Consider the following 15,527-nt stretch of genomic DNA (forward strand, 5'->3'; position numbering starts at 1 on the left):
TTTGGCCAGATGAAAGGTCGGCTCAGCCGGATAAGCGCACGATGGATGCTGCTACGCTTACGGCCCGACTTGCTCGTATTCTGTCAATCTCAGAATGTCCGAACGGCCGGTTTATCCATGACCTGACTTTCACAACCGTGCTCGGGAACAGCGGGAATGTCCCATTTGGCGTGGTCTAAAGTATCCCGGCGGCACGCCTGCACGAACGACGGTCTAGGTCAGCTATTTGCGTGCTGAACGGCAGCGATTGAGCGCTTAACCGCCGACTTGCAGGGCTGCGGGCGAAGGTGCACTCTACGCGGCGGAATTGGCGTCGGCAAACCTGCCTCGCGCTCGTTCAAGGAGAGTTGTCCATGAACCTGACATTTGTTGCAGCCTCGGCCCTGGCCGCGCTGTCGCTGGCCAGCCCTGGCGGCGCACAGTCGGCGCCCGCGGATCACGCCAAGCACGCCTCCCACACCGGGAAGGAGACCGTGCGGCCAAAATTGATGGGCGGGATCAAGCTGTCCGCATCGCTCACCGGAGCAGTCGAAACGCCGAAGGGCGATCCGGACGGCGCTGGGCAGTTCGCAGCACGACTAAACTCCCTGCATACTCAGCTTTGCTACACGCTGACGAGTGCGATGATTGCTGCCCCGACGGCCGCGCACATCCATGTCGGCAAGGGTGGTGAGGCGGGGCCACCAGTGGTGCCGCTGCAGCCCCAAGCGGCAACCGAGACTTGCGTCCCAATCGACAAGGCGGTGGCCGACAAAATCATCGCTGATCCGGCCAGTTACTACGTCAACGTCCACAACGCTGAATTTCCCGGCGGTGCGGTGCGCGGGCAGTTGACGAAGGGCTAACGTGTATCGGGGGGGGAGCTGGCGGCGGCGCCCTCAGCTCATCCCCGCTGCATGAAGTGTCGTCCTTGCCCGGTGAGCGCGCAAATCCTCTCCACCGCGAACTCCGTCGCTGATCAACGCGGCGGTACCCGCAAGAAACTATCGCCGATCCATCATACAGAAATTTTCCAGTGGCCCGCGATGGGCGGAGAGTCGGCCCGGCTGTCTGGTTGCGGAATGTCATTGGAACCAGGTAGGTTGGGCTCCGCTCTTTCGGCCGCGAGGCCTTCCATCCGGCCAATCACTCCCATCTCGCCCCAACGTTTCCAGCGGTAGAGCGTCTTGTGCGGGCCGTATTCCCTGGAGCATCACGCCACCGCAAGCCGCTGCGATTTACGAAGATGATCCCACTCAGAACCCGCCGATCATCCACCCGGGACTTGCCGTGACTCTTTGGGAAACGCGGCGAAAGCCGCGCCATCTACTCCTCCGTCAGCCAGTACAGGGTCGCTCATGATCAGTCTCCTCACGGAGACTGAATCAGATGACTCAATCAATCAATGGATCCTGAGCCTAGCGCGCCGAGAAGTTCGTTCTGCAGAACGCTGGTTCGCTATTGTGAAGTATCCGATCAGCCGCTACGGACGGCGCCGAGACCAAAAGCCGGGACAGCGGCTCACGACATGGAGAGGGCTTTTCAATCGCGCGCCACGCGCCGCTTTGGACGTCAGCAAACAACATAACGAAGGGTCGGTGCCAACCGAAGCAGCGGCGCATGCGCTCCGCAGACGAGTGAGAGAGGGATGAGATGAGGCTGATAAGAGACTGCAAGACAGCGTTGGCTGCAGGCGTAGGAGTGGCAAGCTTGGCCACCAGCATGCCCGCCCTGGGGCAGGAAGGCGGCGACATCGTAGTGACGGCACGGCGTACCGAAGAACGCCTGCAGGACGTGCCGATCTCCATCACCGTGTTCAACCAGGATCAGCTGCAAAAACGCAACGTGGCGGTTGCCTCGGACCTCGCGGTGTATACGCCATCTCTCTCCGTGAACACGCGGTACGGGCCCGAGAAGGCGACTTTCGCCATCCGGGGTTTCAACCAGGACGCCGCCGCCGCACCGACCGTGGGCGTGTACTTCGCCGATGTCGTGGGCGTGCGCGCACAGGGCGGCACCGTCAGCGGCAACACCGTGGGCGCAGGGTCTTTCACGGACCTTTCCAACGTGCAGGTGCTCAAAGGACCGCAAGGCACGCTCTTTGGGCGCAATACGACCGGTGGTTCGGTGCTGCTGGTGCCTGCCAAGCCGACGGACAGCCTCGAAGGCTATGTCGAGGGCACTTATGGCAACTACGATCAGAAGCGAGTGCAGGCCGCGCTCAATGTTCCCCTTGCGGACACCTTCAAGGTTCGGCTTGCAGTCGATCGCAACAAGCGAGACGGCTTCATGCGCAACCGCTCTGGCATCGGGCCGGATGCGTACAATGACGTCGATTACACATATGGCCGCCTGAGCATCGTCGCGGATCTCACGCCCGAGCTCGAGAACTACATGATCGCGACCTATAGCCACTCGGACACGAATGGCTATGCGAACCACTACGATGGGTGCGACCGCAACGCGGGTGATCCGCGCACGATCGATCCTAGGACCGGCCGGGCCTACCCGCTCTCGCGTTACTACACTGCGACCTCAGCCTGCGCACAGATCGACCGGCAAGCGGCACGCGGCGACGGGCCGCTGGACGTCGATGTAAGCCATCCCAACCCCGGCATTCAGATCGACCTCTGGCAGGTCATCAACACCACCACCTGGCAGGCGAGTGATACGATCACGATCAAGAACATCGCCAGCTACGGAGAGTACCGGGAAAAGGCGGCATTCCAGCTGTACAGCGACAACTTCACCGTCGCTGATACGCCGGTGACGCGGTACTATCAGGGGCTTGGCGGACCTGCTCCGGGCAGGCCGTACAGCAACATTCGTCTCGGCATCCAGCCAGGCTACGACGCCGCGGCCGGTTCGACCACCACGGAAGAGCTGCAGGTGCAGGGCCGATCAGGGGACGGCAAGCTGACCTACGTGGTCGGCGGCTATCTGGAGTTCAGCCGCCCGATCGGCTGGAATCAGCAGCGCACGGGCATCTCCGGCAACTGCAGCGATCCCGGCACGCTGAGCTGCGTCGGCGGCATTCCGGTCAGCACGACAATGCCGCTGCCGGCGGCAATCCTCTCCGAATCGCGCACGCAGTACAAGTTCGACAATCATGGCGTCTTCGCACAGGGTACCTATAACTTCACCAACCAGCTTGCTCTCACTCTCGGCGGGCGCTGGACGTTCGACAAGATCGTTGGCTACTCGGAAAACAACCGCCGCATCTACTTCAGCACGCCTTCTGCGACCTTCCTCGGCAGCTGGACCTGTAACGACAACCTGAACCACCCTGCACCGGGCGCACCCAACGCCACCCCGCAGAACGCCGTCGACCTGCGGGCCAATGGCGGTCAGATTTCCGCATGTGGCACACAGATCACGGCGAAGACCAACAAGCCGACCTGGCTGATCGACGTCGACTTCAAGCCCACTCCCGACACGCTGATCTACGCCAAGTACTCGCGGGGTTATCGTCAGGGTGCGGTGAACTTCACCAACCCGGGGCTGGAGACAGTCGGCCCCGAAAAGGTGGATGCGTACGAAATCGGCGCCAAGCTCTCATTCCGTGGCAGCTTGCCCGGCTATTTGAACATGGCCGCCTTCTACAACGACTTCTCGAACCAACAGATCTTTGGCGCTCTAATTGCCAAGCAGAACAGCGGGCTCACCGGTGGTGCGGCCCTGATCAACGCGGGCAAGTCGGTGATCAAGGGCGTCGAAGTCGACACCGGCGTCACCGCGTTCGATCTCCTGCGGCTGAGCGCCAACTACACCTACTTGGACACCGAGCTGAAGGAACTGGTGCCGCCCGCCCTCTCGCCGGACAGTCCCTTCGAGCAAATCATTCCGCGTGGCACGGTCGGTGGTCCGCTCACCTACTCGCCCAAGCACCGCTTGACGCTCTCGAGCGATCTCACGTTGCCGGTTGACGAGAGTCTGGGCGAGATGACGGTGGGAGCGATCTTCACTTACACATCCTCGCAGATGGTGGACGGCAACATCTCGATACCGGGCTACAGCCTGTTGAACCTGAACGCCGCATTGAATGACGTTGGCGGTAGCGGGATCGATGTGGTCGGTTTCGCAACCAACGTGACCAACAAGCACTACCGCGTGACGACGGGCGGCGGCTACGAGAGCTACGGAATCCTCGACTTCGCCTATGGGCCGCCACGCATGTACGGCGTGAGGGTCCGCTACAACTTCGGTTCGTAACGGCTCTGGGCCTGCACCGAAAGGTCGGTGCGGGCCTTCGACCGGTCTGGGGCGGCTAGGCCGCGGCGCCGATCTCTTGTGTGATAAACGGCGACCACAGAGACGGCTCGCTCGACGAACATTCCTCCTCACCCACGGGCGCGACATGATGCATGGCGTCCCTCGCGCCCGTAAGCGAGGCGCCACGCGCAATCATCCAGGTGGCAAGGTATTGCGAAGCAAGGCAGCCGCCCGCGGTCGCAATGTTGCCATGGGCGATGAACGGCGCATCGATGACGTCCGCACCCGCCTCGAGTACCCACGGCTTGTTGATCAGATCGGTGCAAGCAGGCAGCTGGTCGAGCAACCCGAGCTTCGCCAGCAGCAGCGTGCTCGAACACTGCGCGCAGACGAGTTGGCGAGCGGCTCCGCGACGTCAGGCCGTCATCTGCTGCAACGTCCCGCGTCCGGATCCCGCTGCCAATCAGCACAGCATCAGCCTCGGCGGCAAACTCCAGCGGCCACTGGCGCTCCACCATCACACGGTTCATCGATGTCACGCGCTCCGTCGGGGAGGTGATGTACGCTGCCCAGGCTTGCGCCTTCATCCAGTTCAGAATTGCGGCCGCAATGAAAGCGTCCAGTTCATTGAACCCCTCAACGAGTGGATCTGGACGGATGATCGCCTTCGTGGTCCAGCACCATGCGCACCGCCCGCTCACGAACCTCCGGTGCAAACTTGTTCGTCGTCTTGCTCTTCGTAGACCCTTCCTCTCCGCCAGATGCCTGTTCCCAGAGGTTCGCACAAGTGCGCTGGAATTGACAAAGTCGGCGGATTTGCGGCGTTTTAGCGCTCGATCGTTCGTTGCCGTTCGCCCGCCTCCAGCGGGCGTTGAGGTATCGGAACGCGGTACGAGCGGCGAAAAACGAGGTACGGTCGTTATGCTCACCGAGATCAAGATGCGAGGCGCCAAACCAGCCGCGAAAGCGTACAAACTTTTCGACGCGCACCGCATGTTCCTGCTGGTGAACACCGGCGGTTCCAAGCTCTGGCGCATGAACTACGTCTTCGATGGGAAGAACAAGACGCTGGCGCTAGGATCATATTCGCTGGTCGGCGTCGCGGAGGCACGGAAGAAGCGCGATCAGGCGCGTCTCGATCTCCAGCAGGGCTTCGATCCTGGCGTTTTCAAGAAGCTCAAGCTCAAGGCAAACTTGGAAGCCTCGCGTAATAGGTTCGAAAGGGTCGCGCGTGAGTGGCATCAGGTCAACGCCCCCAGTGGGCCGAGGTCCAGGCCGCGGACGTTCTCCGCTCTTTCGAAGGCGACGTATTCCCTTCTATCGGCTCCCTAGCGATCGCTGCGATCACGCCAACCCAAACTACTGGAGGTGCTGCTGAGACAGCGAAGCGGCTTAGGCCGCGCATCTCGGGCGTATATGCTTACGCCATCGCTTCAGGCATTGCGGAGAGCGATCCCGCCGAGAAAGTCGGAGCCGCGTTGGAGCCGATGCCAAGAAGGGCCATCAGCCGGGCATCACCGACATCGTTGAATTGCGCCGCATACTGTTAACAGTCGATTCGGATGTGGCGCGCCCGGTTACGCGCTTGGCCTTGCGGCTCATCGCACTCACCGCCGTTCGGCTGGCGAGCTGCGTGGAGCGGAATGGACCGAGTTCGAGAACCTTGATGGCGACGCGCGGCTTGGGCGATTCCCAGTCGCACGCAGGAAAGGCGATCTCAGTCGCAAGGATGAAGTCGCCGGCGATCACCTCGTCCCACTCGCTCCCGCGAGCGTGGAAGTGCTAATGGCGATCGCGCCGCTGACGGGCGCTGACAAGCTGGTGTTCCCCAGCACCCGCCACATGCATCGGCCCATGAGCGAAAACGCCCTTGGCTACCTGCTCAATCGCACGGGCTATCATGGAAGGCACGTTCCCCATGGCTTCCGAGCCGCATTCTCAACGATCATGAACGAGCGGGCCAAACACCCAAGGCAGGCAAGACGACCGGGCGGTGATCGACCTAATGCTTGCGCATGTTCCACGGAACAAGGTCGAGGGCGCCTACAACCGAGCGGCTTACATGGAGCGGCGAAGAGAGTTAGCCCAGATCGGGATGACATGCACACGCCGGGGCTCGCATCGCCCACCGCGCTGCTGCCGTTGCAGCGGAAACACGCGAACGGAGCGAGAGGGATCATCCCCCAGGCGACCGGTCGTCCGCAGTTGCGGCTGTTCAAGGGGTGATGCATCTCGATCCAGCCCGCGACTACGAGGGCGGCTGAACGCTTCGAGTGCTTGCTGCTGGGAGGGGCCGCGTGTTGCAATCACGAACGCGATGGCCCTCATGCAGGCTCAGCATCGATCACGTAGAGCGGACCCATTCAAGAAGTTACCGCACCCTGCATGATCGGGGTTGCGTATCGGCCACCAACACGTAATTCTTATCGGTGTATCGCGCCAACTGCGCGATGCCGAGGCGTGAGACCCTCGCAAGAGTAGAAGGTTATAACCCGTCGCACTCTCGCGGCCGGGTGGCCGGCGTGTATGTCCAAGTCGTTCGCGGCTAAAGGCGCCGGCGCATGTCTCTTGCATGTGTCTCAACACCCGGCCTTCGCCGGCTCGCCTCGATGCCTCGAGGAGTTTCGCCGCATGGCCCGCTGTCTCACGTCGTTTGGCCCTGCCATCCCATGCCGCGCCGCATAGGGTCCAGGGCGATCGCCGGTGGCGATCCGCGCCCGCCTGAGCATGACCGGATAATTAGCGGCGGTGATGCCATGGCAGAGATCTATTGCCGTGAAAGGCCCAAGCTGCTCCGGTTTGTTTCGGCTCGGGCTCGCTCGCAGGATGCGGAGGATATCGTCCACCAGGCCTTTGCTCGCATGATGGCAGCCCATCCCGATGCGCCTGTCGAAGCGCCGTCAGCCTACCTCCACCAGACTGCGCGCCGTCTCGTGCACGATGCAGCGCGCTTGCACTTGCGGCAGTCGATCGACTCGCACATCTCAGTCGAGGAGGTGGCGATCTCCGGCGGAGACACTGTTGCCCATCTGGAATCCCGCGATCAGTTGATCCGGATCGAACAGGCACTGAACCGGCTGAAGCCGCTCACACGCGAAATCTTCCTGGCTCGTCGTCTCGATGGCTTCGGGTATAAGGAGATAGCAGAACGAACCGGGCTGAGCGTTAAGGGTGTCGAGAAGCAAATGAGTCGGGCCATCAAACAACTCAGCCGGCACTTGCGCCAGCATGGCTGATCCCCGCGACATTCCGAACCATATCCTCTCGCAAGCCGCTTCTTGGTGGAACCGTCGAGAAAGGGGCGAGCGAGGCATAGACGAAAAGCTCGACGCTTGGCTTCTTGCCGATCCGCTCCATCGCCGTGCGTTCGAGGCGGTTAGAGACATCTGGGAGGCCAGCAGCGGCCTCGGTGACTTGCCGATTGGGCAGCATCGTCAGCTTCGGCGCGCACCGTTCTACATGCGGCGCAACACGCACGTGGCTCTCGCAACCCTGGGCGCGTTCGCGTGCATGTTCCTCGTAGCTACGCTACTCGTGCAGAGCCGATCGCCATTCGCGCCCGTGACAGCCGCCTATGCTGCTGACCTTGCCACGCGACGAGGCGAAATACGCGCCTTCGAGATACAGGGTGGAGCATCGCTCGTGCTCGACTCCCTTTCGCGCGCCAAGGTCACACGAGACGCAGACACCTATCGGCTCACGCTGGAGGCCGGCAGGGTGCGCGTGCATCCGGGCAGCGGAAACCAACAATGGCTCATCGTCGCGGGCGGCACTCAAGCGCGCGTTGCGGGCGCTGCCTACGATGTCAGCGTCATCGCGCGACAGCCTCGTTTAGTTGCTATCGACGGCCCCATCGAAATGATCGGCAAAACCGGGGCGATGTCCCTGGTCTCTGGAGAGGCTGCTCCGCTGGGATGTGACACGTGCCCTCCCAAGCGGATCGCGCGCGGTGAAGTGCAGTGGATCTCGGGAATGCTGGTCTTCGAAGCGACGCCCCTCGATGAGGCTGTTCGCGCGATAAATCGGTACAACACCGTGCAGATCCGCATGCTCGACAAGGCCATAGCACGTCAAAGGATCACGGGAGCGTTCCGCGCATCAGACCCGCAGGCTTTTGCCAAGGCGGTTGCAGCGATGTTCGACCAGAAGGTCAGCGCGTCAAATCCAGGCGAGATCGTGCTGGTGCCTTCATAGCGTCAAAAAAGTGTCTGGCGTGATCCGCCGCCGCCGTCTCCCCCAGACCAGCACGAGGCTGGACATAGCAGGGGGAACAATGATGCCAGTTTGGCCGCGTCGCTCAACGATCAGCACAGTCCTATTGATGCCGTTGCTGGCGGCAGCGCAGCCGTCGTATGCGAGCGCGCGAGAGACCGAAGTCGTCACCGTTCACTTGCCTGAGCAGCCACTCGGGGAGTCTCTCAAGGCTCTTGCTCTTTTGTCCGGACGCAACGTGCTCGCAGATGAGGCGGTGATCTCCGGCAAGGATGCCCCAGCACTCGAAGGCCGCTACACCCTCAAGCGCGCCTTGGAGCGCCTCCTTGCGGGCAGCGGCCTTCTGGCACAGCCGATTGAGGGAGGTTTCGTTGTCCGCGCGCAGGGAGCCTCCAGCTCTCTCGATACTGCTTCCGACGAAATCCTTGTGACCGGGAGCCGCATTCGCGGTGCACCGGTGGCTTCGCCTACGGTCGTGCTGGATCAGCAGGCACTACGCGACACCGGCCATCCGGATCTCGGCGCGATCGCACGGAGCTTGCCGCAAAGCTTCGGAGGCGGACAGAATCCGGGTATCGGTCTGAATGTGCCACAGTCTGCTGGACAGAACATCGGCGGCTCGTCTTCGGTTAACCTACGAGGCCTTGGCAGCGATGCGACGCTCACGGTTTTGAACGGCCGGCGTCTTCCTTACGACGGCGTATTCCAAGGTACCGATATTTCGGCAATTCCAATCGATGCGGTCGCGCGCGTGGAGGTCGTCGCCGACGGCTCATCGGCTATCTATGGTTCGGATGCTGTGGCCGGCGTCGTCAATGTCATCCTTCGGGACGACTACCAAGGCTTCACCACGCGCGCACGTCTGGGGAGCGCGACGAGCGGCGGCGATTTCCAGCAGGTCTACGGCGCGATCGGCGGCGATCGCTGGAACGGGGGCGGCGCATTCATCGCTTACGAATTCAACCGCAACACCGAAGTCAACTCAAGCGACCGAAGCTCGACCCGGATCAGACCGCATCTCACTCTCTTGCCCAGGCAGCGGCGCCATGCGGTAACGGGCCACATCCACCAAGACGTTGTGACGGACCTGACTGTCGAAGTTGACGCGCTCTACAACACCCGGGACAGCGGCTACGGATATCCGCTCAACGCCCAATCAGATCCTGACGTCAGCCGTGCAGAACAAGACTCACGGGCCTATTCGTTCGCGCTGGCAGGATCGGCGAAGCTGGTGCTGGGACCGTGGCGGCTCTCGGCAAGCACCACCTTCGGCCGAGGGCGCACTCGCCTCGCGGCGGACTACTTCTTCGACGGCGTCCTCAGTTCGAGTTTCTCTTCACTATACAAGAACCGAACCTTCAGTTCGGAACTGGCCCTTGAAGGCCCTTTGTTCTCGCTCCCAGGTGGCCCGGCCCGGATTGCGGCAGGGCTGGGCCTTCGCAACACCCACTTCATCAGTTTCCTGGGTGACGGCAACATCCAGAACATCGATACCGACCAGAAAAGCCGATATGCTTTCAGCGAGATCAGCTTGCCCCTCATCGCGCCAAACAACCGAGTGCCGCTGATCTACAAGCTCGATCTGAGCGCCGCCCTCCGCTACGAAGATTACCGCGACGTCGGCGACATCGCGACGCCGAAGCTCGGCTTGGTGTATGCCCTCAACGACACAATCGAACTGCGCGGCAGCTGGGGACGGTCGTTTCGGGCACCCAGTTTCTATGATCTCTTCGGGGTTCAGCAGGCTTCTCTCTACCCCATCTCTCGCTTCTCCAGTGCCGGCTATCCCGCGAGCGCAACGGCTCTGATCCTGACCGGCGGCAATCCAAGCCTCAAGCCCGAGCGCGCCAGAAGCTGGTCTGCCACGCTTGCGCTCCATCCCCCGGCTTTCGAAGGCGCCAGTCTTGAGGTCAGCTATTTTGCCACCCGCTACAGCGACAGGGTGGTCGCACCGATCACCGTGATTGCGCAAGCGCTCACCAACCCTGCCTATGCCTCGCAGATCACCAACGATCCGACCGCAGCGCAGTCGGCCGCAGCGATCGCCAACGCGCAGTACTTCGAGAACTACTCCAACGCCGGCTATGACCCGAGCACGGTCGCCGCCTTGATCGATGGCCGCAATACCAATGTCGGACAGCAGACGATCGAGGGCGTCGACGTCCAAGCGCGCTACCGAACGCGTGTTGCTGGCGGCGCAGCATCGTTCCACCTCAATGCCAGCTATCTGAAGAGCGAACAACGGATCGTTCCCGAGGCGCCGGCCGAGCAACTCGCCGGCCGGCTGTTCAGCCCCGCTCACTGGCGCGGCCGAGCGGGGGGCGCTTGGGACGACGGCGTGCTGCGGCTGACTGCAACTCTCAGCTACATTTCTGGCATCACCGACGTGCGTCTTGCCACGCCGGATCACGTCCGCGGCATGACAACACTCGATCTCGGGCTCCAGTACCGTCTGGCACGACAGGGCATTCTCGCCGGGACTGAAGTGGCGATCACGGTCGAGAACGCGCTGAACGCAATGCCTGCAGATATTGCGACCACCTACTACTATGATACGCCCTACGACTCGACCAACTACTCCGCCGTCGGTCGGGTGGTGTCGTTCGAAGTCCGCAAGTCGTGGTAAGTCTGGTCCGAGCCGCGGGCGGATGCTGCGTGGCTACGCTGTTGTTATTGCCGGGAGTGGCAGCCGCACGATGCGCCGATCTACTGCCTTCCGCTGCTCCTGCGGCCATGCCGGTACGCGCTGTTCAAGCGATGGATTTGGCCAGACTGCGCCAGATCGGTCCGTCGGAGAGGATGCCGGGACCATCGGCTCTGGCCGTATCACCCGATGGCCGCTCAGTTGCTTTTGTCATCCACCGAGCAGAGCCAGTGACCAACTCCTACTGCGTGGGGCTCGCGGTGCTTAAGCTCGCGGTCGGGGCGAAGCCGCGGCTGCTTGATCTTGGCGGCGAGCTGCCGCTCGCCGAGATCGCCAATCGCGGCACCGTCTGGGGCGTCGGTTTACCTTCGCGAGTGACACCGGTGTGGTCCCATGATGGTCGGTCCCTTGCGTACTTGCGACGTGACGGCGGTCGCACGCAAGCATGGGTTGTCGATGTCCAATCCGGAGCAGCGCGCCAGATGTCGCATGCGCGCGTTGATGTCGAGCAAGTTGCCTGGCTCGAAGACGATCGCGGGATCGTCTTTGCCGCTCGCACGGGGCGATTGGCAGAGGACAGGGCCCGCGCCGCCGAGGCTCTCGGCGGATACCACTATGACGAGCGCTTCGTGCCGATGATGGCGAACGTGCCTCTGACCGACGGAGCCATTGCGTTGCAGGCGTATGTGCAGAGGCTGGCAGGCGGCCGAGCAGTGCCCGCGACCCGCGAACAAGCTAGCCGATTGCCCGTCGATACAATCGCCATGTTGCCGGCGTCTCCGGGTGTTGAAGATGGGCAGGGTCGACGTGCCGAGCTTCGACCAGAACCAGGGGACGCGCCCCGCAACCGGATCGTGGTGCGATTGGAGAACGGTGAGATCATGCCCTGCACAGCGGCTACCTGTCACGGCAGAGTGGAAGACATTTGGTGGCTGCCTTCCGGCGGCACGCTGCTGTTCCTGCGCCGAGAAGGCTGGGCGCTGGGGGACACCGCGCTCTATCGTTGGCGTCCCGGACATGGTGAGCCCCGGCTCGTCGTACGAATGACCGACCTGCTGGGCGACTGCACGGTGTCCGGAGCGGGCCTTGCCTGTCTTCGAGAGAGTGCAACCCGGCCGCAGCGCATCGTGACGATCGACCCGATGACCGGCCGTTCGCGCGAGTTGTTCGACACCAATCCGGCATTCGGTGCTCTTCGCCTTGGTGCGGTCCGGCGGCTCGCCTGGCGCAATGATCGCGGGCTTGAAGTGCGTGGGGATCTCGTGCTCCCGCCCGGGTATCGTGGCGGGCGATTGCCGCTTATCGTTACCACCTATACCAGCCGGGGCTTCTTGCGTGGCGGCTTCGGGGACGAATACCCCATCCAGGTCTTCGCTGCACATGGGTTTGCCGTACTCAGCTATCAACGGCCAACCAGTGTCATCCTCGACGCGCGGGACGAGGAAACTGAGGCGAAGCGCACCCCGGCGGAGGCTCGCCGGCACATCTGGGCCGAGCGCATGAGCCTCAATTCCGCGGTGATTGAGGGTGTTCGTCTGACGATAGCCATGGGCATCGCCGATCCCGCGCGCGTTGGGATTACGGGCCTCAGCGACGGATCAACCACTGCGGAATTCGCCATGGTCAACTCCGGCATGTTTGCCGCCGCGTCAGTGAGCACGTGTTGCATGGAGCCGTGGACGATCAACGCTTCGATGGGGCCCGCCTATACCAAGGTGATGCGGGAAGATGGCTGGCCTCCCGGGCGGTACGGCGATGCGGCGTTTTGGAAGCAGGGGTCCATGGCGATGAATGCAAGCAGGATCGACGTGCCGCTGCTCATTCAGCAAGCCGACCGGGAGTACCTGACGGCACTCGAGACCTATCAGGCACTCCGTGAGCATGACAAGCCGGTCGATATGTATGTCTTTCCCGATGAATATCACCACAAGTGGCAACCCGCTCATCGGCTGGCCGTCTATGCCCGCAACCTCGACTGGTTCCGTTTTTGGCTGAAAGGAGAGACCGACAACGATCCGGCGAAATCGGAGCAGTATGTCCGATGGCGAGCATTGCAGGCAACCTGGCGCAAAGGCGGCTAGCATGATCCTTGGAGCCAAGCTTCCACTTCCCCAAGGTGAAGCACACGCAAGTAAGTCGTGTCTCGGACCGGCGCGGGGTTGGTGATGAAAGTGTTCAGGGCTTGGCTATCCAGGAGACCCATCGCTGCCAACCGCCCGTCCAACAAAGTTTCGCGCAGCAAGCGCCTGTTGGCCGCGTAGATCTGTGCCAGGAAAGCGTCGGGCGTGCCTTTCGTGCGCCGGGCGATGATGGGCGCGGGAAGACGAGGCGCAAAGGCGTCGCGTGCGACAGCGCGGTTAGCGCCATCGCGAAACCAGAGCCATGTGGGAACCGCAAGACACGCTTCGACCACCGGTTGTGCGGCCAGCGGGGTAACGTGCCGCACCGGACTGGCAAGGTCGCCTTGTTCCGCCCAGCCCTGTGCTGCGGCGATCGCAGCAATGTGCGCGGCCGTACCCGCGTCGGCGCCTGGTGGTGCGGCAAACCAGGGGTGGTCGCTGGCAGGCGGCATGGCATCGGATGCTTCTGGCGTGAGGAACCGCGTGTCGGGCGGCCATCGGCTCGTTCTTGAGCGACGCAGCAACCTTCGCATTGTTGCTCCGAGCACGGTAAGTAAGCTTGTTTCGGTTTGAAGAGCGATCGAACCCGCCGTTCTCCAGGCGATTGGTAGACTTCCATGGCGAAGGGCGTCGACGATTGGGGTGACCGACTGCAACGCGCAGAAGACATTGTCGCCACCGCCACCGTCCAGCGTCAGATCGGCGCTGGTTATTGCCGCGCCGCGGGCCAGAAGCGCTTGCGTTGCCTGCATGAAGCTACGACCCGATGGCGAGGGCTGATCGGCCATGTGCGAGCGCGTCAGATCGATGTCGCTCAGATCCCATTCCGCTTCGAGCAGTTCACAGCCTAAATGCCTGGTGACGGTGCGAGCGAAGGTGCGCTCGTCGCCAGCGTTGGCGCGATGAACTAGATTGAGGCAGGCGTAGTGCCCGCCGATTGTGGCCAGGCTCGCTGCGAGGATGGACGAATCTATGCCGCCCGACAGCAACAGCAGCGGTTTGCAAGACTTGGCCGAAAGCATACGCGTCGCGCGCAGCACCGCGGCGCGCACGCCATCGCAAGCTTTCTGCTCATCGTGGTGCCACCGAGCGTGGCCCGCGACGTGCCAAGGCGACCACAGTTGTCTTTCCTGAGTCCCCTCCGCGACTGCTAGCCCTACGCCGCCAAGTAGACTGCGCACTCCGGCCAGACAGGTTTGCGCCGCCGGAAGCTCGCGATAGCCGATCCAGCGGGTGAGCGCGGCAACGTCAAGCGCGGGACGAGGCAGGCCCGCGAGGCAAAGGGTCGGCATGTCTGAACCAACCAACACCCGGCCGCCGTGCTGGGCATAGAGGCAACCGAGCCGTCCAAACGGCGAGCGCACGATGCGCAACCCCGGCCCGTAGCTGTCCGGCAGGAACATGACGAAGCTTCCCCAGAGTTTGCGCAGAGGCGCGGCAGGGTCGCCGCGCTGTGCGCTCAGGCTGTCTTCGACCTGCAAGGACGTACTGCTCGACCCGTCCCGCACATAGGCGGTCCCGAGCAGAAGGGCCGAGCCGGTATGATCGCAATGCACGGGAAGGCATGGGGAGCTTGCCAGAAACCGCCGGGGGTTTGCTTGGTGTACCACCAGGCCATTGTTGAGTGCCGTGTCGCGCAGGAGCGCGATGTCGTCCTCAGCAAGAGAACGCTCGGCGCTTAAGACGGCCAAGTACCGGGTCATCAGATCACCATGACGGGCGTGAAAGGGCGAACCCGCTCGGGTGTCTCGTTCACCAGAAGACCCTCAAGTTCGACCCAGCAGTGCGCCTCGAAGGGGCCGAGGCGCACGGCGAACACGAGATTTGGCGCAAAACCCCTGCTGATCAGGTCTTCCATCAAAGCGAGCGAGGTCGACAAGCAATGACCCTGCTCGGACCACCACAGCCTGGCCTGTCGATAGCCCGCAACCAGAGACGCCACTTCAGCGCGTTCGGCCGCTGCAGCTTCGCCCCGCGTGCGACGGTCGACGAGCCAGTCGATGTTCGCGACAAACGTTCTCGTTTTTACGCGGACGGCCCACTTTGCCCGGTGCAGGAGGCTTGTGAAAACTTTGAGGTGCGCTGCCGCCAAGTCGCTGAGGTGCGCCGCCTGTGCGGGCAGTGTCGTGCACAGCGCGGGTCGGCCTTCGTCTGCGCCGATGATCACTCCGGCATGAGACAAAGCAGCGATGGCCTGCGCATCGACAGGTTGATCGCTAACCAGCGCCGCAAACGCCTGCTCCAGCTCGCGGCCGAGGCAGAAGTACCGGTCGGCTTCCAAGTCCAGGAAAACGAACCTGTCACCCGACCGGCAGCAGCCGACGCGATTGCGCAGTTTGTAGAATGACATGTGCCTTTTC

General features: G+C 62.6%; 12 protein-coding genes and 1 pseudogene. 8 read left to right on the forward strand and 5 right to left on the reverse strand.

Annotated elements, in window-relative coordinates; all coding sequences use genetic code 11:
• Positions 1 to 353: 353 nt before the first annotated feature.
• Positions 354 to 845: a CHRD domain-containing protein gene (locus ABUH87_RS16110; protein ID WP_367775130.1), complete on the forward strand. Its 492-nt coding sequence runs from the start codon at positions 354 to 356 to the stop codon at positions 843 to 845.
• Positions 846 to 1,087: 242 nt separating this feature from the next.
• On the opposite strand, the pseudogene ABUH87_RS16115 reads toward ABUH87_RS16110, so the two are convergent.
• Positions 1,088 to 1,305, reverse strand: a pseudogene (locus ABUH87_RS16115) (transposase); the annotation flags it as partial.
• A gap of 375 nt (positions 1,306 to 1,680) precedes the next feature.
• Between ABUH87_RS16115 and ABUH87_RS16120 the strand changes: the two are divergent.
• Positions 1,681 to 4,191: a TonB-dependent receptor gene (locus ABUH87_RS16120; protein ID WP_419956708.1), complete on the forward strand. Its 2,511-nt coding sequence runs from the start codon at positions 1,681 to 1,683 to the stop codon at positions 4,189 to 4,191.
• Positions 4,192 to 4,246: 55 nt separating this feature from the next.
• On the opposite strand, the gene ABUH87_RS18440 is transcribed toward ABUH87_RS16120, so the two are convergent.
• Complete coding sequence (locus ABUH87_RS18440) at positions 4,247 to 4,537, reverse strand: hypothetical protein (RefSeq protein WP_419956709.1); 291 nt, start codon at positions 4,535 to 4,537, stop codon at positions 4,247 to 4,249.
• A gap of 575 nt (positions 4,538 to 5,112) precedes the next feature.
• Between ABUH87_RS18440 and ABUH87_RS16130 the strand changes: the two genes are divergently transcribed.
• Entirely contained in the window at positions 5,113 to 5,523 is a 411-nt protein-coding gene (locus tag ABUH87_RS16130; protein ID WP_367775133.1) for an Arm DNA-binding domain-containing protein, read from the forward strand.
• A complete protein-coding gene (locus ABUH87_RS18445) occupies positions 5,427 to 5,741 on the forward strand; it encodes a phage integrase central domain-containing protein (RefSeq protein ID WP_419956710.1) in 315 nt (104 codons plus the stop codon). Before ABUH87_RS16130 ends, ABUH87_RS18445 begins: the two co-directional genes overlap by 97 nt.
• On the opposite strand, the gene ABUH87_RS16135 is transcribed toward ABUH87_RS18445, so the two are convergent.
• The gene (locus ABUH87_RS16135; protein WP_367775134.1) at positions 5,695 to 5,940 is read right to left on the reverse strand and encodes a hypothetical protein; all 246 of its coding nucleotides are present in this window, start codon (positions 5,938 to 5,940) and stop codon (positions 5,695 to 5,697) included. The two genes, ABUH87_RS18445 and ABUH87_RS16135, sit on opposite strands and share 47 nt — an antisense overlap.
• Before the next feature lie 1,007 nt (positions 5,941 to 6,947).
• Here ABUH87_RS16135 and ABUH87_RS16140 point away from each other — a divergent pair.
• The 4 genes from ABUH87_RS16140 (at position 6,948) to ABUH87_RS16155 (ending at position 13,128) form a co-directional block, all read left to right on the forward strand.
• Positions 6,948 to 7,427 carry an RNA polymerase sigma factor gene (locus tag ABUH87_RS16140; RefSeq protein ID WP_367775136.1) on the forward strand — a complete coding sequence of 160 codons (480 nt, stop codon included), beginning with the start codon at positions 6,948 to 6,950 and terminating at the stop codon, positions 7,425 to 7,427.
• Positions 7,420 to 8,385, forward strand: coding sequence for a FecR domain-containing protein (locus tag ABUH87_RS16145; RefSeq protein WP_367775138.1), 966 nt, complete (start codon positions 7,420 to 7,422; stop codon positions 8,383 to 8,385). Before ABUH87_RS16140 ends, ABUH87_RS16145 begins: the two co-directional genes overlap by 8 nt.
• A 79-nt stretch (positions 8,386 to 8,464) precedes the next feature.
• Positions 8,465 to 11,029, forward strand: coding sequence for a TonB-dependent receptor domain-containing protein (locus ABUH87_RS16150; RefSeq protein WP_367775139.1), 2,565 nt, complete (start codon positions 8,465 to 8,467; stop codon positions 11,027 to 11,029).
• A 29-nt stretch (positions 11,030 to 11,058) separates the two neighbouring features.
• Entirely contained in the window at positions 11,059 to 13,128 is a 2,070-nt protein-coding gene (locus ABUH87_RS16155; protein ID WP_367775141.1) for an Atxe2 family lasso peptide isopeptidase, read from the forward strand.
• On the opposite strand, the gene ABUH87_RS16160 is transcribed toward ABUH87_RS16155, so the two are convergent.
• Positions 13,125 to 14,870 (reverse strand): asparagine synthase-related protein, encoded by a 1,746-nt coding sequence (locus ABUH87_RS16160; RefSeq protein ID WP_367775143.1) that lies wholly within the window; start codon positions 14,868 to 14,870, stop codon positions 13,125 to 13,127. The two genes, ABUH87_RS16155 and ABUH87_RS16160, sit on opposite strands and share 4 nt — an antisense overlap.
• Positions 14,870 to 15,517 carry a lasso peptide biosynthesis B2 protein gene (locus ABUH87_RS16165; RefSeq protein WP_367775145.1) on the reverse strand — a complete coding sequence of 216 codons (648 nt, stop codon included), beginning with the start codon at positions 15,515 to 15,517 and terminating at the stop codon, positions 14,870 to 14,872. Before ABUH87_RS16165 ends, ABUH87_RS16160 begins: the two co-directional genes overlap by 1 nt.
• Between the last annotated feature and the right edge of the window lie 10 nt (positions 15,518 to 15,527).

The organism is Novosphingobium rhizovicinum (genome assembly GCF_040813635.1).
In the GTDB taxonomy this organism is placed as follows: Bacteria; Pseudomonadota; Alphaproteobacteria; order Sphingomonadales; family Sphingomonadaceae; genus Novosphingobium; species Novosphingobium rhizovicinum.